The 17,638-nt window shown below is 40.9% G+C and carries 15 protein-coding genes, 1 tRNA gene and 1 pseudogene; 12 read left to right on the plus strand and 5 right to left on the minus strand.

Translation table 11 applies throughout. The features are described from left to right. The first annotated feature begins 2 nt into the window (after positions 1-2). Positions 3-76, plus strand: a tRNA-Pro gene (locus KUA57_RS09120). A gap of 127 nt (positions 77-203) precedes the next feature. Here the strand turns inward: KUA57_RS09120 and KUA57_RS09125 are convergent. After that, positions 204-1,552: pseudogene (locus tag KUA57_RS09125) on the minus strand (ISL3 family transposase). A gap of 103 nt (positions 1,553-1,655) precedes the next feature. Here KUA57_RS09125 and KUA57_RS09130 point away from each other — a divergent pair. From KUA57_RS09130 to KUA57_RS09150, 5 genes are all read left to right on the plus strand, one after another. Then, positions 1,656-2,567, plus strand: a complete 912-nt coding sequence (locus tag KUA57_RS09130; RefSeq protein WP_061865069.1) for a DMT family transporter — start codon at positions 1,656-1,658, stop codon at positions 2,565-2,567. A gap of 228 nt (positions 2,568-2,795) precedes the next feature. Beyond that, positions 2,796-3,494, plus strand: coding sequence for a 2,3,4,5-tetrahydropyridine-2,6-dicarboxylate N-acetyltransferase (gene dapD, locus KUA57_RS09135; protein WP_061865070.1), 699 nt, complete (start codon positions 2,796-2,798; stop codon positions 3,492-3,494). A 67-nt stretch (positions 3,495-3,561) separates the two neighbouring features. Further along, positions 3,562-4,692: an N-acetyldiaminopimelate deacetylase gene (locus tag KUA57_RS09140; protein ID WP_218494128.1), complete on the plus strand. Its 1,131-nt coding sequence runs from the start codon at positions 3,562-3,564 to the stop codon at positions 4,690-4,692. Between the two features lie 11 nt (positions 4,693-4,703). After that, positions 4,704-5,243 (plus strand): 5-formyltetrahydrofolate cyclo-ligase, encoded by a 540-nt coding sequence (locus tag KUA57_RS09145; protein WP_061865072.1) that lies wholly within the window; start codon positions 4,704-4,706, stop codon positions 5,241-5,243. Then, positions 5,227-5,904, plus strand: coding sequence for a rhomboid family protein (locus KUA57_RS09150; protein WP_061865073.1), 678 nt, complete (start codon positions 5,227-5,229; stop codon positions 5,902-5,904). Before KUA57_RS09145 ends, KUA57_RS09150 begins: the two co-directional genes overlap by 17 nt. Before the next feature lie 102 nt (positions 5,905-6,006). Here KUA57_RS09150 and KUA57_RS09155 read toward each other — a convergent pair whose 3' ends face one another. The 3 genes from KUA57_RS09155 to KUA57_RS09165 all read right to left on the minus strand — a co-directional run bounded on the left by KUA57_RS09155 (position 6,007) and on the right by KUA57_RS09165 (position 9,399). After that, positions 6,007-6,903 (minus strand): hypothetical protein, encoded by an 897-nt coding sequence (locus tag KUA57_RS09155; RefSeq protein ID WP_061865074.1) that lies wholly within the window; start codon positions 6,901-6,903, stop codon positions 6,007-6,009. Between the two features lie 558 nt (positions 6,904-7,461). Beyond that, positions 7,462-8,361, minus strand: coding sequence for a UTP--glucose-1-phosphate uridylyltransferase GalU (gene galU, locus KUA57_RS09160; protein ID WP_049486965.1), 900 nt, complete (start codon positions 8,359-8,361; stop codon positions 7,462-7,464). Between the two features lie 21 nt (positions 8,362-8,382). Then, complete coding sequence (locus tag KUA57_RS09165; RefSeq protein WP_125417152.1) at positions 8,383-9,399, minus strand: NAD(P)H-dependent glycerol-3-phosphate dehydrogenase; 1,017 nt, start codon at positions 9,397-9,399, stop codon at positions 8,383-8,385. A gap of 204 nt (positions 9,400-9,603) precedes the next feature. Here KUA57_RS09165 and patA point away from each other — a divergent pair, with 204 nt between their 5' ends. From patA to KUA57_RS09195, 6 genes are all read left to right on the plus strand, one after another. Continuing rightward, positions 9,604-11,310 (plus strand): multidrug efflux ABC transporter subunit PatA, encoded by a 1,707-nt coding sequence (gene patA / locus KUA57_RS09170; protein WP_218494129.1) that lies wholly within the window; start codon positions 9,604-9,606, stop codon positions 11,308-11,310. Between the two features lies 1 nt (position 11,311). Then, on the plus strand, positions 11,312-13,078 hold the full coding sequence (gene patB, locus KUA57_RS09175; RefSeq protein ID WP_000859879.1) for a multidrug efflux ABC transporter subunit PatB: 1,767 nt from the start codon (positions 11,312-11,314) through the stop codon (positions 13,076-13,078). Between the two features lie 137 nt (positions 13,079-13,215). Next, on the plus strand, positions 13,216-13,905 hold the full coding sequence (locus tag KUA57_RS09180; protein WP_000124770.1) for a gamma-glutamyl-gamma-aminobutyrate hydrolase family protein: 690 nt from the start codon (positions 13,216-13,218) through the stop codon (positions 13,903-13,905). A gap of 169 nt (positions 13,906-14,074) precedes the next feature. Further along, positions 14,075-15,424, plus strand: a complete 1,350-nt coding sequence (locus KUA57_RS09185) for a glucose-6-phosphate isomerase (protein ID WP_000018268.1) — start codon at positions 14,075-14,077, stop codon at positions 15,422-15,424. A gap of 127 nt (positions 15,425-15,551) precedes the next feature. Then, positions 15,552-17,012 carry a glutamate--tRNA ligase gene (gene gltX, locus KUA57_RS09190; RefSeq protein ID WP_000031054.1) on the plus strand — a complete coding sequence of 487 codons (1,461 nt, stop codon included), beginning with the start codon at positions 15,552-15,554 and terminating at the stop codon, positions 17,010-17,012. Between the two features lie 13 nt (positions 17,013-17,025). Next, on the plus strand, positions 17,026-17,460 hold the full coding sequence (locus KUA57_RS09195) for a cytidine deaminase family protein (protein WP_218494130.1): 435 nt from the start codon (positions 17,026-17,028) through the stop codon (positions 17,458-17,460). Here KUA57_RS09195 and KUA57_RS09200 read toward each other — a convergent pair. Then, positions 17,447-17,638: hypothetical protein (locus tag KUA57_RS09200; protein ID WP_218494131.1), on the minus strand; the 192-nt coding region annotated here is incomplete at its 5' end. The two genes, KUA57_RS09195 and KUA57_RS09200, sit on opposite strands and share 14 nt — an antisense overlap.

The following is a 17,638-nucleotide window of genomic DNA, read 5'->3' on the forward strand; positions in this document are numbered from 1 at the left end:
CTCGGGAAGTAGCTCAGCTTGGTAGAGTACTTGGTTTGGGACCAAGGTGTCGCAGGTTCGAATCCTGTCTTCCCGATTCATTACAGAGATACGTAAACGTATCTTTTTTTGTTTGACTAGATATTATATACATTAAGAGAGAATCAGTTTGCTTCTCTCTTTTTTAATTGGCTCTTTGTCAACTGTAGTGGGTTGATGAAAAGCTAAGATCTAGAAAGGACAAATTTCGTCCTTTCTTTTTTGATATTCAGAGCGATAAAAATCCGTTTTTTGAAGTTTCCAAAGTTCCGAAAACCAAAGGCATTGTGCTTGATAAGTTTGATGAGATTATTCGTTGGTTCCAATTTTGCATTGGAAAAGGGGAGTTGAAGGGCGTTGACAATTTTCTTTTTGTCCTTGAGAAAGGTTTTAAAGACAGTCTGAAAAAGAGGATGGACCTGCTTTAGATTGTCTTCAATGAGTCCGAAGAATTCTTCCGGCTCCTTATTTTGAAAGTGAAAAAGCAAGAGTCATAGAGATGATAGTGGTGTTTCAAGTCTTCTGAATAGCTCAAAAGCTTGTCTAGAATTTCTTTATTAGTCAAGTGCATACGAAAAGTAGGGAGATTAAAACGTTTATCACTCAATTTACGACTATCCTGCTGGATGAGCTTCTAGTATCGCTTGATAGCCTTGTATTCATGAGATTTTCGTTCAAATTGATTCATGATTTGAACACGTACACGACTCATAGCACGGCTTAGATGTTGAACAATGTGAAAGCAATCAAGTACAATTTTTGCATTCGGAAAAAGCTGTTTAACCAAGTCATAATAAGGACTAAACAGATCCATAGTAATAATTTTTACCTGACAGCGAACAGCTCTATGGTAGCGAAGAAAGTTATTTCGGATGACAGTTTGTGTTCTACCCTCAAGAACAGCTATGATACTGAGATAAAAAATCTTGCGCAATGAAACTCATCTTCATCTACCGATTGAAACAGTCACTCACCTGACTGTTTTAACATCCAAGGGCATAATTTCAGGCAAATGGCTAAAGTTACACTCAAAGTGAAAGTCATTGAGCTTGCGAATGACAGTTGAAGTTGAAATGGCTAGCTGATGTGAAATATCGGTCATAGAAGTCTTTTCAATCAGCTTTTGAGTAATCTTTTGGTTGATGATACGAGGGATTTGGTGATTCCTCTTGACGATAGAAGTCTCAGCCACCATCGTTTTTGAACAGTGATAGCACTTGAATTGACGCTTGCTAAGCAGAATTCCAGTAGGCATACCAGTCGTTTCAAGGTAAAGAATCTTAGACAGTTTTTGAAAGTCATATTTCTTCATTTGACTTCCCACAATGAGGACAAGATGGGGCATCGTATTCCAGTTTAGATATGATTTACTTGTGGGTATTCCTATTGATAACAGCTAAATTCCCAAACTAAGTTCCACCTCTAGTAAAAGTGGAAGTTACTATGAAAAGTTACCCTTATTGATAGCATCCATAATTTGGATATTAGGATCTTTAATTTCGAGTAGTTTTGTGATAAAGTGTAGTTGTTCCATATGATTCTTTCTAATGAGTTGTTTGGTAACTTTTCATTATAGATCTTATGGGACTTTTCTATTGCCACTTTTTTCTTTTTTCCTTTCGTGTTACAATAAAGGTATGAATCAGTATCAGAAAAAGATTGTTAAAGGAACCATTTATTCGCTCCTATCTGGCTTAATCTGGGGAATTTGTGGGATTCTAGGAGAGTATTTCTTTACTCATTATCAAGTATCCTCTGGCTGGATTACCTCTATGCGTTTGACACTGGCAGGGAGTCTTGTGCTCATTTGGTCTGCAGTGCAATTAAAATCGCAAGTGCTAGATATTTGGCGAGATAAGAAAAATTACCTACCCTTTTTAGCCTATGCTATTTTGGGGATTTTTTCAGTTCAGTATTTTTTCTATCTCTGTGTAGAATACTCAAATGCAGCGACAGCAACTATTTTACAGTTTATCAGTCCTGTCTTTATCCTCTTTTACAATCGTTTGGTTTATCAAAAACGAGCGTCAAAAAGCGCTATTTTCTATGTTTTGGTTGCCATGTTGGGTGTTTGCTTGATGGCGACAAAAGGGGATCTCTCTCAGTTATCCATGACGCCACTGGCCCTTATTACAGGTTTGCTGAGTGCCATGGGGGTCATGTTTAATGTTATCCTACCTCAGCCTTTCGCTAAGAGATATGGTTTTGTACCCACGGTTGGGTGGGGGATGATTTTGGCCGGTTTATTTAGCAATGTCCTCTCGCCGGTTTATCAGCTTTCCTTTGTTCCTGATATTTGGAGTATTTTGATTTGTCTCATTATCGCTTTTTTTGGGACAGCTTTTGCCTTTTTTATTTCCATGAAGGCTGTTTCCTTGGTTTCTCCTCTGGTTGTTTCCGTTATCAGTGCCAGTGAACCTCTCTCTTCTGCTCTCTTGAGTGTTTTGTTTTTAGGCTTGGTAGTGGATTGGTCCCTCCTTCTAGCTATGGCCTTGATTATTTTGCCTATGATTTTCCTATCGATAGAAGAAGCGAAAGAAAGTAAATAAAAAGTCCGTTCTTAATTCTAAAAGTGTGCTATACTAGAATAGTCAATAAAACACGGGGAGATAGTTGTGAAGAGTGTTTTTAGGTTGTATCGGTAGGGGCTTGCTTTTACCGACAGCACGTTTTATCTCACATCCCTAAAAATCATACCTAAAAACAAACAAAAAGGCTTCAAATTTGAGGTCTTTTTTGGTAGAATAGGTATCATTAAAATGAACTAGGAGGCGCCTATGACTGCCACAAAAATGAACGCACAAGAAATTATCCAATTTATCGCCAATGCTGAAAAGAAAACTAGTGTTAAAGTAACCTTTGAAGGACAACTTGCAACTGCTGTACCAAGCTCTGTTGTCAAACTAGGGAATGTCCTATTTGGAGACTGGAAGGACGTTGCTCCTCTTCTCGAAGGTTTGGTAGAAAATCAAGACTATGTTGTTGAGCAAGATGCTCGTAATTCTGCAGTTCCTTTGCTAGACAAACGTGCTCTTAATGCTCGTATTGAGCCGGGTGCTATTATCCGTGACCAGGTTGAAATTGGTGACAATGCTGTTATCATGATGGGAGCGGTTATCAATATCGGTGCTGAAATTGGTGCAGGAACTATGATTGACATGGGTGCTATCCTTGGTGGCCGTGCTATCGTTGGGAAAAACAGTCACGTTGGTGCAGGTGCCGTTCTTGCAGGTGTGATTGAGCCAGCTAGCGCTGAACCAGTCCGTGTTGGAGACAATGTTCTCATCGGTGCCAACGCAGTGGTTATCGAAGGGGTCCAAATCGGTAGTGGTTCAGTTGTCGCAGCAGGAGCTATTGTTACCCAAGATGTCCCAGAAAACGTGGTGGTAGCAGGTGTTCCAGCTCGTATAATCAAAGAGATTGATGCCCAAACCCAACAAAAAACAGCGCTAGAGGATGCGCTTCGTACCTTATAATTGTAAAAGTAATAAAGAGGCGGAACCCTTCTTCCAGCCTCTTTCTGCTATATAGGAGGAAAGATAGATGTTAGATTTGATTCAGACTAGACGAGATTTGCACCAGATTCCAGAGATTGGATTGGAGGAGTTCAAGACTCAGGCTTATCTGCTGGATGTGATTGAGAAATTGACTGCGGGCAAGAATTTTGTTCAAGTTCGTACTTGGCGGACAGGTATTTTGGTTTACTTGCAGGGAAGTCAGGCGAAGCGTACTATTGGTTGGCGAACAGACATTGATGGCCTGCCTATCGTTGAACAAACAGACCTTCCTTTCGCTTCTCAACATCAAGGTCGTATGCACGCTTGTGGCCATGATTTCCACATGACTATTGCCTTGGGCTGTCTAGAGCGCGCCCTGGAGGAGCAACCAAAGAACAATCTGCTTTTCCTATTTCAACCTGCTGAAGAGAATGAAGCAGGTGGGATGCTCATGTATGAGGATGGTGCTTTTGGAGACTGGTTACCAGACCAATTTTATGGACTCCATGTCCGTCCAGATTTGAAGGTTGGACAGATTGCGACCAATACTCATACACTCTTTGCAGGGACTTGCGAGGTGAAGATTCGTTTCAAAGGAAAAGGTGGACACGCAGCCTTTCCACATGAAGCTAATGATGCTTTGGTGGCAGCTAGTTACTTTGTGACTCAGGTGCAGTCAGTTGTCAGCCGCAATGTTAACCCAATCGAGGGAGCAGTGGTTACCTTTGGCGTTTTTCAGGCTGGAACAACCAACAATGTCATCACAGACACAGCCTTTTTACATGGAACTATTCGGGCATTAACTCAGGACATGAGTCTATTGGTGCAAAAGCGGGTCAAAACAGTTGCAGAAGGAGTTGCAGCTGCCTTTGGTATGGAAGTCGAAGTGGAACTCAAACAAGGTGGCTACTTGCCTGTTGAGAACCATCCAGCCTTGGCGCGTGAACTGATGGATTTCTTTGAAGAAAAAGAAGGAATAGAGTTGATTGATATCGAACCTGCTATGACAGGTGAAGACTTTGGTTATCTCCTTTCAAAAGTTGATGGCGTTATGTTTTGGCTAGGTATCGATAGTCCCTACGCCCTTCATCACCCTCAGATGAGTCCTAAGGAAGAAGCCTTAGCTATTGGTGTGGATGCGGTCTCTAGTTTCCTGAAAAAGAAAGCAGCAGAGTAGAGGGGTTGTCTATGAAATCGGAATTACGTAAGCAAGTCTTGCAAGAAATGAAGGCTTTACCTCTAGAGCAAAAACAGTTTATAGACCAAGCTTTAACTGAGCGACTTTTACAACACCCCTTTTACCAAGAAGCCAAGGTCATTGCAACCTATCTCTCTTTTCCTCATGAATTTCAAACTCAGAGATTGATTGAGCAGGCCCTGAAGGACGGCAAGAAGGTTCTGATACCCAAAACGTATCCCAAAGGGCGCATGGATTTTGTAGTCTATGATCCGCAACAGTTGGTAAAAACTGCCTTTGGCTTACTGGAACCACAGGGAGATTTGGAAGTAGTGGATGCCTCTCAGATTGATTTGATTCATGTTCCTGGTCTGGCTTTTACGACGGAAGGATATCGGATTGGATACGGTGGAGGTTATTATGACCGCTATCTGGAACATTTTTCTGGTAATACTTTGAGTACGATCTATCCTTGTCAAATTCAGGACTTTATCCCTGAAAACCATGATATTCCTGTTCAGGAGGTATTAATTGATGAAGGAAATCTTTGATAGACGTTACCCTGTGACGAGTTTTTTCCTCTTAGTGACTACCTTGGTATTTTTACTAATGTTGGTCACTGCAGGCGGAAACTTTGACAGGGCAGATACATTATTTCGATTTGGAGCCATGTATGGGCCAGCTATTCGCCTCTTTCCTGAGCAGGCTTGGCGTCTCTTCTCTGCCATTTTTGTTCATATTGGGTTGGAGCATTTCATTGTCAATATGCTTTCGCTTTATTATCTTGGTAGGCAGGTAGAGGAAATTTTCGGTTCTAAGCAGTTTTTCTTTCTCTATCTCTTATCAGGAATGATGGGCAATCTTTTTGTTTTTGTATTTAGTCCCAAATCCTTAGCAGCAGGAGCCTCGACTTCTCTCTATGGGCTATTTGCTGCAATTATTGTTCTTCGTTATGCAACTCGCAACCCCTATATCCAACAGCTAGGGCAATCTTATCTGACACTTTTTGTGGTTAACATTATTGGAAGTGTTCTGATTCCAGGAATCAGTCTAGCAGGTCATATCGGAGGTGCAGTTGGTGGCGCATTTCTAGCAGTTATCTTTCCAGTTAGAGGAGAAAGACGGATGTATAGCGCTAGTCAGAGACTAGTAGCGTTAGTGTTGTTCGTAGGACTCGCAGTCTTGCTTTTCTACAAGGGAATGGGATTGTGACGACTAATATGTAAACTTGAATAAGAAAAAAAGCTACTTAAAAAATGAGTAGCTTTTAATGTGTTTTGGAACCATTTGAAACAAACAGCTCTAAAATAGTTATTAACGTCGTCTAAATTCAGTAATTCCTCCACCATAGTTTCCAAGGTGGTTCCCATTAGTGTCACGAACATCTCCATTGCTATGATTTGCCTGGAAATTGCTATGATTACCTCCTGCGTCAATGCTCCAATATTGTGTATAGCCGTCATTACTTCCTCCGCCGTTATTGCTGTTGCCGGACGAATATTGTTCGGTAGCTGGGACTTCATAATTACTTCCGCCACCATTTGATCCAGAATAAGAAGATGAGTTAGAACTTGAACTGCTTGATCCAACAGAAGATTCTTGTGATTTAGCTTCTGATTGTTTCTTCTCTTCTTCTTTAGCTTTTTCAGCTGCTTTTTGTTCTTCTTCTTTCTTCAAAGCTTCGATTTGCTTATTGAATTTATCTACAATATCAGTAAGATATTTTGTAGTTTCTTCAAGATTATCTTGTTTGAATGTTTCATCAACTTTCTTGATAAAATCAATTTGTTTATTGATTTCTTTTACATTATTTTCTATGGTTGTTTTATCTTTAAATTTGTCATCTGAATCTTTGATGTCATAAGCCAAACCTTTTTGCAAATGAAAATCTACAATGGCTTTAGATGATTCTTTGACTTTGTTATTAAGATAGTCTTTACCTGTATCGGTTTTAAGTGAAGTTTCAGATAATTCTTTCAACTTAGAAATAGATTCATCTGAAGATGAATCAAATGATTCAAATAGTTTATCAACTTGTTCTTTGTCTGATTTGCTATCTTTTTCTAATTGTACAATTTTTGCTTGTTGCTCTGCTTGATGTTGGTAATATGAATACCATCCAAACCCTAATACCAATACAACACCAACTGCAACTGATGAAATGATTACTTTTTTATTGTTTTTGATAAATTCTACAAATTTGTTTTCCATAATCTTTTACTTTGATAGTGTCCGCAATCACTTTAAAATTAAAATTACCCCTATCTTTCTCCCTTATTATATTCTTATTAATAGCTTCCACAAAATTAAACAACTTATGTTCGACTCGGTTGATTTAATTTAACCATGACTACTCCAACAGTTAAGTCAAATTTAAAATTATTTATTATTTTGGAACCATTCGAAAGAACACAGCTCTAAAACATTATTTTTCTTGATTATACCATATTTAGAGTTTTGGAACTATTCGAAACAACACAGCAAGTTAAAATAAGGCTTTGTCCGTACACAACTTGGAAAAGTGTGCACCGATTCGGTGCTTTTTATTTTATTATACCAACTCATTGTACTCCTATTTTTATAAAAAAACAAATAATATCGTAGCGCTTTCATAAGATTTGAGATCAATTCGTTGGAGCTTGTAAGTGGGTTAATTGAGAAATACGATTTCCTTTTGTCGGTTTATATGTTCGGGATGATAGCAATATAAAATAAAAAGAACTGGGATAATTAACTATCCTAGTTCTTATTTTTACATGGAATATTCTTCTATTCCCCCTCAGCCAATTCTTTTCCCAATTGGATGAGGTAATCTTTCAAGTCATCTTTGACTTGTGGGTGTTTGAGGGCATAGTCAATAGATGTTTTCATAAAGCCAAACTTATCCCCAACGTCGTAACGAGCTCCTGTAAATTCACGGGCGAAAACACGTTGTGTTTTATTAAGCGTATCAATAGCGTCGGTAAGCTGGATTTCATTTCCAGCGCCAGGAGCTTGATTTTCGAGGATCTCAAAAATTTCTGGTGTGAGCAGATAGCGCCCGATAATTGCTAAATCACTTGGAGCATCCTCTGGAGCTGGTTTTTCAACGAAAGTTTCGACACTGTAGAGACCATTAATCCCTTCACCCTGAGGAGCGATAACTCCATATGCTGAAACTTCTTCATGAGGGACAGGCATAACAGCAATTGTTGATGCGTGAGTCGACTCGTAATCATTCATCAATTGTTTTGTCAAAGGGACAGCGTTGTCATCTGTGATATCCATTAGGTCGTCACCAAGCATGACAACGAAGGGTTCATTCGCCACAAAAGCTTTTGCTTGTAAGACAGCATCGCCAAGACCACGAGGATGGCTTTGACGGATAAAGTGAAGGCGAATGCCAGTTGTTTCGTCTACCAATTTTAGCAAGTCATGTTTGCCTTTTTCTTTGAGGTTGTACTCAAGCTCAAAGTTTGAGTCAAAGTGGTCTTCAATAGAACGTTTTGATTTACCAGTGACAACCAGAATATCTTCAATACCTGATTTAAGAGCTTCTTCTACGATGAATTGGATAGTTGGTTTGTCCACAATTGGCAACATTTCTTTAGCAAGTGCTTTGGTTGCTGGTAAAAATCGAGTCCCGAGTCCAGCGGCAGGGATGACTGCCTTTCTAACTTTTGATGTCATAAGAATCCTTTCTCTAGAGGGTTAAGACCACTCATTTTCTGCTTTAAATTCATTGTTCATGATGTCATAAATGGCATCTTTAATATTGGTTCCGTGGTAAATAACTTGGTAAATGGCCTGTGTAATTGGCATATAGACTCCAAGTTCTTGCGCTAGTTCATAAGCTGCTCGAGTCGTTGAAATTCCTTCAATCACCATGCCCATATTGGCTTCGATATCAGCTAGAGATTCTCCACGACCAAGAGCATCTCCGGCTCTCCAGTTACGAGAGTGGATGGAGGTTCCCGTTACGATCAGGTCTCCTACACCAGATAAGCCACTATAGGTCAATGGATTGGCACCGAGTGCTACTCCTAAGCGGGTAATTTCTGCTAGGCCTCGAGCGATGATGGCTGCCTTGGCATTGTCACCAAATCCTAAACCATGTAAGGCTCCAGCACCGACAGCGATAATGTTTTTAAGAGCACCAGCGGTTTCAACTCCGATAACATCCGTATTAGTATAAAGTCGGAAGTAGTGATTACTAAAGAGCTCTTGAGCGTATTGAGCGGTTTGTAAATCTTTAGAAGCAGCAGTGATTAAAGTTAGGTCACGCACAATGGTTTCTTCTGCATGACTAGGTCCTGAAACAACGACAATATCACTGCGGAGATGTTCAGGAATTTCTTCTTCAAGGATAGTTGATAATCGTTTATGGCTATCAGGTTCTAATCCCTTTGATGCGTGCATGACGATAGCCTTATGGTCCAAGGTTTTTGCAACTTGTTGGGCAACAAGTCGTGTCACTTTTGTTGGGACAACAAACAAAATCGCATCTACATCTTTCAGTGCCTCTGCTAAGTCGGTGTAGGCAATGATATTTTCATCTAGAACGACATCTTTAAAGTAGTGTTTGTTAGTATGATAGGTATTAATTTCATTGATTTGCTCGGGAATGTTTCCCCAAATACGTACCTCGTGTCCATTGTCATTTAAGACTTGTGAAAGGGCAGTTCCCCAAGAACCAGGCCCCAAGACGGCGATGGTTTGTTTTTTCATATTCCCCTCCTTTATAACCTTCTTTTTACTATTTTACCATAAAAACCTTTATCATGCATTACTGTAGATGAAAGCGCACTAATTTGTATCAAGGAGACTTCTTTGACAAGTTTCAACTTTTTTGCTAGAATAACATCACACAAACAGAATGAGAAGGAGCTGACGCATTGTCGCTCCCTTTTGTCTATTTTTTAAGGAGAAAGTATGCTGATTCAGAAAATAAAAACCTACAAGTGGCAGGCCTTGGCTTCGCTCCTGATGACAGGCTTGATGGTTGCTAGTTCACTTTTGCAACCGCGTTATCTGCAGGAAGTGTTAGACGCCCTCCTTGCTGGGAAATATGAAGCCATTTATAGTATAGGGGCTTGGTTGATTGGTGTGGCCTTGGTCGGTCTAGTTGCTGGTGGTCTTAATGTTGTCCTAGCAGCCTATATTGCCCAAGGAGTTTCATCCGATCTTCGAGAGGATGCCTTCCGTAAAATCCAAACCTTTTCTTATGCCAATATTGAACAATTTAATGCGGGAAATCTAGTCGTTCGCATGACAAATGATATCAACCAGATTCAGAACGTCGTCATGATGACCTTCCAAATTCTTTTCAGACTTCCCCTCTTGTTCATCGGTTCGTTTATCTTGGCGGTTCAAACCCTACCTTCTCTGTGGTGGGTGATTGTTCTCATGGTGATCTTAATTTTTGGTTTGACTGCTGTCATGATGGGTATGATGGGGCCTCGTTTTGCCAAGTTTCAAACCCTTCTTGAACGCATCAATGCCATTGCCAAGGAAAATCTACGTGGGGTTCGTGTGATCAAGTCCTTTGTCCAAGAAAAAGAGCAGTTTGCTAAGTTTACGGAGGTTTCAGACGAGCTTCTCGGTCAAAATCTTTACATCGGTTATGCCTTTTCAGTAGTGGAACCTTTCATGATGTTGGTCGGCTACGGGGCGGTTTTCCTCTCTATTTGGCTAGTTGCGGGGATGGTTCAGTCGGATCCGTCAGTTGTTGGTTCCATTGCTTCCTTTGTCAATTACCTAAGCCAGATTATCTTTACCATTGTCATGGTTGGATTTTTGGGAAATTCTGTCAGTCGTGCTATGATTTCCATGCGTCGTATTCGAGAAATTCTTGATGCAGAGCCAGCCATGACCTTCAAGGATGTGCCAGATGAAGAGTTGGTCGGAAGTCTTAGCTTTGAAAATGTGACCTTTACCTATCCAATGGATAAGGAACCGATGTTGAAAGATGTGAGCTTTACTGTCGAACCTGGACAAATGGTTGGTGTCGTTGGAGCGACTGGTGCAGGAAAATCAACCTTGGCTCAATTGATTCCACGTCTCTTTGACCCACAGGAGGGTGCTATCAAAATTGGAGGCAAGGATATTCGAGAAGTGAGTGAAGGAACCCTGCGTAAAACAGTTTCTATCGTTCTCCAACGTGCCATTCTCTTTAGTGGAACGATTGCAGATAACTTGAGACAGGGTAAGGGAGATGCTACTTTATTTGAAATGGAGCGCGCAGCCAATATTGCTCAAGCCAGTGAATTCATTCATCGTATGGAGAAAACCTTTGAAAGTCCAGTTGAAGAAAGGGGAACCAACTTTTCAGGTGGGCAAAAACAAAGGATGTCGATTGCCCGTGGAATTGTCAGCAATCCACGTATTCTGATTTTTGACGATTCGACCTCAGCCTTGGATGCCAAGTCAGAGCGCCTGGTTCAGGAAGCCTTGAATAAGGACTTGAAGGGAACGACAACCATTATCATCGCTCAAAAGATTAGCTCGGTTGTTCATGCAGATAAAATCTTGGTTCTAGATCAAGGACGATTGATTGGTCAAGGTACGCATGCAGACTTGGTTGCCAACAATGCTGTTTACCGTGAAATCTACGAAACACAGAAAGGAAAGGAGGAGTAAAATGAAGACAGTTCAATTTTTTTGGAATTATTTTAAAGTCTATAAGCTATCATTTGTAGTTGTTATCCTGATGATTGTTCTGGCGACTCTTGCCCAAGCTCTCTTTCCGGTATTTTCTGGACAAGCGGTAACAGAGTTAGCTAATTTAGTTCAAGCTTATCAAAATGGCAATCCAGAACTTGTTTGGCAAAGCCTATCAGGAATCATGGTCAATCTTGGTCTGCTAGTTTTGGTTCTATTTATCTCCAGTGTGATATACATGTGTCTCATGACGCGCGTGATTGCAGAATCGACCAACGAGATGCGCAAAGGCCTCTTTGGCAAGCTTGCTCGGTTGACTGTTTCTTTCTTTGACCGCCGACAAGATGGCGATATCCTGTCTCGTTTTACCAGTGATTTGGATAATATCCTCCAAGCTTTTAACGAAAGCTTGATTCAGGTCATGAGCAACATCGTTCTATACATTGGTCTGATTCTTGTCATGTTTTCGAGAAATGTGACGCTGGCCCTCATCACTATTGCCAGTACACCAGTGGCCTTTCTCATGCTGATTTTTATCGTGAAAATGGCACGGAAATATACCAACCTCCAGCAGAAAGAGGTAGGGAAGCTCAATGCCTATATGGATGAAAGTATCTCAGGTCAAAAAGCCGTGATTGTGCAAGGTATTCAAGAGGATATGATGGCAGGATTTCTTGAACAAAATGAGCGCGTGCGCAAGGCAACCTTTAAAGGAAGAATGTTCTCAGGAATTCTTTTCCCTGTCATGAATGGGATGAGTCTGGTCAACACAGCCATCGTCATCTTTGCTGGTTCAGCTGTACTTTTGAATGATAAGTCTATTGAAACAAGTACAGCCCTAGGTTTGATTGTTATGTTTGCCCAATTTTCACAGCAGTACTACCAGCCTATTATTCAAGTTGCGGCAAGTTGGGGAAGCCTTCAGTTAGCCTTTACAGGTGCTGAACGGATTCAGGAAATGTTTGATGCAGAGGAAGAAATTCGACCTAAAAATGCTCCGACCTTCACTCAGTTGCAAGAAGGTGTTGAAATTAGTCATATTGATTTTTCATACTTGCCTGATAAACCCATTTTGAAAGATGTCAGCATTTCTGCTCCTAAAGGCCAGATGACAGCGGTTGTTGGTCCGACTGGGTCAGGGAAAACGACTATTATGAACCTCATCAATCGCTTTTATGATGTTAATGCTGGTGGGATTTATTTTGACGGTAAAGACATCCGTGACTATGATTTAGATAGTCTCAGAAGCAAGGTGGGAATTGTCTTGCAAGATTCGGTCTTGTTTAGCGGAACGATTCGAGACAATATCCGTTTTGGTGTGCCAGATGCTAGTCAAGAAATGGTTGAGGCAGCAGCCAAGGCAACCCATATTCACGACTACATCGAAAGCTTGCCTGATAAGTACGATACTCTTATAGATGATGACCAGAGCATCTTCTCGACAGGACAAAAGCAATTGATTTCTATCGCTCGAACCCTGATGACAGATCCAGAGGTTCTCATTCTCGATGAAGCCACTTCGAACGTAGATACTGTGACAGAAAGCAAGATTCAGCATGCCATGGAGGCGGTTGTAGCAGGCAGAACTAGTTTCGTCATTGCCCATCGTTTGAAGACTATCCTCAATGCAGACCAGATTATTGTCCTTAAAGATGGAGAAGTCATTGAACGCGGTAGCCACCATGAACTCTTGAAACTGGGTGGCTTCTATTCAGAACTCTATCACAATCAATTTGTTTTTGAATAAGAAAAAAGTTGTCCCCTTGGGCAGCTTTTTCTTGTCCATAAAAAATATTTATCACAGCCTTAAAAAAAACATATTAGACGAAAGTCATTTTGAGTGATATGATAAGACTATCGTTAACATTCGAAAGGAGAGGCATCATGGCTAGAACGGTTGTAGGAGTTGCTGCAAATCTATGTCCCGTAGACGCAGAGGGCAAAAACATTCATTCATCTGTATCTTGTAGATTCGCAGAGAGCATTCGTCAAGTCGGTGGTCTCCCTTTAGTCATTCCTGTTGGTGATGAGTCAGTTGTTCGCGATTATGTAGAAATGATTGACAAACTTATCTTGACAGGCGGTCAAAATGTCCATCCTCAGTTTTATGGAGAGAAAAAGACCATCGAGAGTGATGATTACAACCTAGTGCGTGACGAATTTGAATTGGCGCTCTTGAAAGAAGCGCTTCGTCAGAATAAACCAATCATGGCAATCTGTCGCGGTGTCCAACTTGTCAATGTTGCCTTTGGGGGAACTCTCAATCAAGAAATCGAAGGCCACTGGCAAGGACTACCTTTCGGGACATCTCATTCTATTGAGACAGTAGAAGGAAGTGTGGTGGCTAAGTTATTTGGAAAAGAAAGTCAAGTTAATTCCGTTCATCGTCAGAGTATTAAAGATTTGGCACCTAATTTCCGTGTAACTGCTATTGACCCAAGAGACCAGACCATCGAAGCGATTGAGTCTATCGATGAGCACCGCATTATTGGTTTGCAGTGGCATCCAGAGTTTCTGGTTAATGAAGAAGATGGCAATTTAGAATTATTTGAGTATTTATTGAATGAACTGTAACGACTGGAACATCTAGTCGTTCTTTCTTTTATTTTTTCAAAATTTTTGGAATGTGGGATTTTTACGCAAACGTTTGAATTCTGATAAAAATTGGAGAAATTCGACAAAAAACTTGAAAAAAACGAAGGTAAGCGTTATGATAGAAAAGAAGAAATATTGGAGGAATAACATGTCACATATTAAATTTGATTATTCAAAAGTTTTAGACAAATTTGTTGCACCACATGAAGTGGAATACATGCAATCACAAGTAACAGCAGCAGATGAATTGATCCGTAAAGGAACTGGTGCTGGTAGCGACTTCTTGGGATGGTTGGACCTTCCTGAAAACTATGACCGCGAAGAATTTGACCGCATCTTGAAAGCTGCTGAGCAAATCAAATCAGACAGCGATGTTTTGGTTGTAATCGGTATCGGTGGATCTTACCTTGGTGCGAAAGCAGCAATCGACTTCTTGAACCACCACTTTGCAAACTTGCAAACAAAAGAAGAACGCAAGGCTCCACAAATCCTTTACGCAGGAAACTCAATCTCATCTACTTACCTTGCTGACTTGGTAGAGTACGTAGCTGACAAAGACTTCTCGGTAAACGTGATTTCTAAATCAGGTACAACAACTGAACCAGCTATCGCTTTCCGTGTCTTCAAAGAACTTTTGGTTAAGAAATACGGTCAAGAAGAAGCAAACAAACGTATCTATGCAACAACTGACCGCCAAAAAGGCGCTGTTAAGGTTGAAGCAGATGCTAACGGTTGGGAAACATTTGTTGTTCCAGATGATATCGGTGGACGCTTCTCAGTATTGACAGCCGTTGGTTTGCTTCCAATCGCAGCATCAGGAGCTGACATCAAAGCCCTTATGGAAGGTGCGAATGCAGCTCGCAAAGACTACACTTCAGATAAAATCTCTGAAAACGAAGCTTACCAATACGCAGCAGTTCGTAACATCCTTTACCGTAAAGGCTATGCAACTGAGATCTTGGTAAACTACGAGCCATCACTTCAATACTTCTCAGAATGGTGGAAACAATTGGCTGGTGAATCAGAAGGAAAAGACCAAAAAGGTATCTACCCAACTTCAGCCAACTTCTCAACTGACTTGCACTCACTTGGTCAATTTATCCAAGAAGGAACTCGTATCATGTTTGAAACAGTTGTCCGTGTTGACAAACCTCGTAAAAACGTGATTATCCCTAGCTTGGAAGAAGACCTTGATGGACTTGGTTACCTTCAAGGAAAAGACGTTGACTTTGTAAACAAAAAAGCAACTGACGGTGTTCTTCTTGCCCACACAGATGGTGATGTACCAAACATGTACGTGACTCTTCCAGAGCAAGATGCTTTCACTCTTGGTTACACAATCTACTTCTTCGAATTGGCTATCGCTCTTTCAGGTTACTTGAATGCTATCAACCCATTTGACCAACCAGGTGTTGAAGCTTACAAACGTAACATGTTTGCCCTTCTTGGAAAACCAGGATTTGAAGAATTGAGCAAAGAACTTAACGCACGTCTATAATAGAAGAAAAGAGTGGCTTGTCCACTCTTTTTACTCTCTTTATCCATAGAAATTGGCCTCAGCCAAGACTTGTGATATAATATAGAGAGCAAAAAGGCAGACGCCTAGAGACTTTATAGGAGAAACTATGTCAAAAGATATCCGCGTACGTTACGCACCAAGTCCAACAGGACTACTACACATCGGGAATGCCCGTACAGCATTGTTCAACTACCTTTACGCACGTCATCACGGTGGAACTTTTATTATCCGTATCGAAGATACTGACCGTAAACGACATGTTGAGGACGGTGAACGTTCACAGCTTGAAAACCTTCGTTGGTTAGGCATGGATTGGGATGAAAGCCCAGAAACACATGAAAACTACCGCCAGTCTGAACGCTTGGACTTGTATCAAAAATACATCGATCAATTGCTAGCTGAAGGAAAAGCCTATAAATCTTACGTTACAGAAGAAGAGCTGGCAGCTGAACGCGAACGCCAAGAAGCAGCTGGTGAAACACCTCGCTACATCAATGAATACCTTGGTATGAGTGAAGAAGAAAAAGCAGCTTACATCGCAGAACGTGAAGCTGCTGGGATCATCCCAACGGTTCGTTTGGCTGTTAATGAGTCAGGTATCTACAAGTGGCATGATATGGTCAAAGGTGATATCGAATTTGAAGGTGGCAATATCGGTGGTGACTGGGTTATTCAAAAGAAAGACGGTTACCCAACTTACAACTTTGCCGTTGTCATCGATGACCACGATATGCAAATCTCTCACGTTATCCGTGGAGATGACCACATTGCTAATACACCAAAACAGCTTATGGTCTATGAAGCACTTGGTTGGGAAGCTCCAGAGTTCGGTCATATGACCTTGATTATCAACTCTGAAACTGGGAAAAAATTGTCTAAACGTGACACCAACACCCTTCAGTTTATCGAAGACTACCGTAAAAAAGGTTATTTACCAGAAGCAGTCTTTAACTTTATTGCTCTTCTTGGTTGGAACCCAGGTGGCGAAGATGAAATCTTCTCTCGTGAAGAACTCATTAAACTTTTCGATGAAAACCGCCTGAGCAAGTCTCCAGCAGCCTTTGACCAGAAAAAACTCGACTGGATGAGCAATGATTATATCAAGAATGCAGACCTAGAAACTATCTTTGAAATGGCAAAACCATTCTTAGAGGAAGCAGGCCGTTTAACTGACAAGGCTGAAAAATTAGTTGAGCTCTATAAACCACAAATGAAATCAGTAGATGAGATTATCCCATTGACAGATCTCTTCTTCTCAGATTTTCCAGAATTGACAGAAGCAGAGCGCGAAGTCATGGCGGGAGAAACAGTCCCAACAGTTCTTGAAGCCTTCAAAGCAAAACTTGAAGCGATGACAGATGATGAATTTGTAACAGAGAATATCTTCCCACAAATCAAAGCTGTTCAAAAAGAAACAGGTATCAAAGGGAAAAATCTCTTCATGCCAATTCGCATCGCAGTTTCAGGTGAAATGCATGGACCAGAATTGCCAGATACTATCTTCTTGTTAGGCCGTGAAAAATCAATCCAGCATATCGAAAACATGCTAAAAGAAATCTCTAAATAAGAAGGATGCAACAATGGATATCTGGGAAAAGATGTACGAAGAAGCACAGAAGCTATACGATCCACATGAAGTATCTGATTTTGTTTATGCGAATCATGTCGTTGCCGCAGTAGAAGCAGAAGATGGACAAATATTTACAGGATTCTGTATGGAGGGAAGCTGTGGTATTTTCCATCTCTGCGCAGAGCGGGCAGCTCTCTTCAATATGTACCAATTTTCAGGACAAACTAAGGTTAAAAAAGTATTAGCCTTTCGAGAGCAACCACCTTATGGTGGAAGTTCGGGTATGCCTTGCGGTGCTTGCAGAGAGTTCCTCTTAGAGTTGAACGCTGAAAATAAGGACGCAGAAGTCATGATGGACTACGATACAAGAAAGACGGTTAAAGTTGCAGAACTAATGCCCTATTGGTGGGGAGAAGAACGTGCTTCTAAGTTTAATAATCAATAGAAGAGTCAGTATAATTCTGGCTCTTTTTACTTAATTTGAAAAAAACAGAAAAAGTAGTTGACAAGTCTGAAAAAGTCGGTATAATAGTAAGAGTTGAAAATAACAACTCTGGTCCGTTGGTCAAGGGGTTAAGACACCGCCTTTTCACGGCGGTAACACGGGTTCGAATCCCGTACGG

The organism is Streptococcus vulneris, assembly GCF_019218685.1.
In the GTDB taxonomy this organism is placed as follows: Bacteria; Bacillota; Bacilli; order Lactobacillales; family Streptococcaceae; genus Streptococcus; species Streptococcus vulneris.

Coding starts and splice junctions, on each gene's coding strand:
- KUA57_RS09130 (WP_061865069.1), top strand. CDS start 1,656: ATGAATCAGTATCAGAAAAAGATTGTTAAAGGAACCATTTATTCGCTC.
- dapD (WP_061865070.1), top strand. CDS start 2,796: ATGACTGCCACAAAAATGAACGCACAAGAAATTATCCAATTTATCGCC.
- KUA57_RS09140 (WP_218494128.1), top strand. CDS start 3,562: ATGTTAGATTTGATTCAGACTAGACGAGATTTGCACCAGATTCCAGAG.
- KUA57_RS09145 (WP_061865072.1), top strand. CDS start 4,704: ATGAAATCGGAATTACGTAAGCAAGTCTTGCAAGAAATGAAGGCTTTA.
- KUA57_RS09150 (WP_061865073.1), top strand. CDS start 5,227: ATGAAGGAAATCTTTGATAGACGTTACCCTGTGACGAGTTTTTTCCTC.
- KUA57_RS09155 (WP_061865074.1), bottom strand. CDS start 6,903: ATGGAAAACAAATTTGTAGAATTTATCAAAAACAATAAAAAAGTAATC.
- galU (WP_049486965.1), bottom strand. CDS start 8,361: ATGACATCAAAAGTTAGAAAGGCAGTCATCCCTGCCGCTGGACTCGGG.
- KUA57_RS09165 (WP_125417152.1), bottom strand. CDS start 9,399: ATGAAAAAACAAACCATCGCCGTCTTGGGGCCTGGTTCTTGGGGAACT.
- patA (WP_218494129.1), top strand. CDS start 9,604: ATGCTGATTCAGAAAATAAAAACCTACAAGTGGCAGGCCTTGGCTTCG.
- patB (WP_000859879.1), top strand. CDS start 11,312: ATGAAGACAGTTCAATTTTTTTGGAATTATTTTAAAGTCTATAAGCTA.
- KUA57_RS09180 (WP_000124770.1), top strand. CDS start 13,216: ATGGCTAGAACGGTTGTAGGAGTTGCTGCAAATCTATGTCCCGTAGAC.
- KUA57_RS09185 (WP_000018268.1), top strand. CDS start 14,075: ATGTCACATATTAAATTTGATTATTCAAAAGTTTTAGACAAATTTGTT.
- gltX (WP_000031054.1), top strand. CDS start 15,552: ATGTCAAAAGATATCCGCGTACGTTACGCACCAAGTCCAACAGGACTA.
- KUA57_RS09195 (WP_218494130.1), top strand. CDS start 17,026: ATGGATATCTGGGAAAAGATGTACGAAGAAGCACAGAAGCTATACGAT.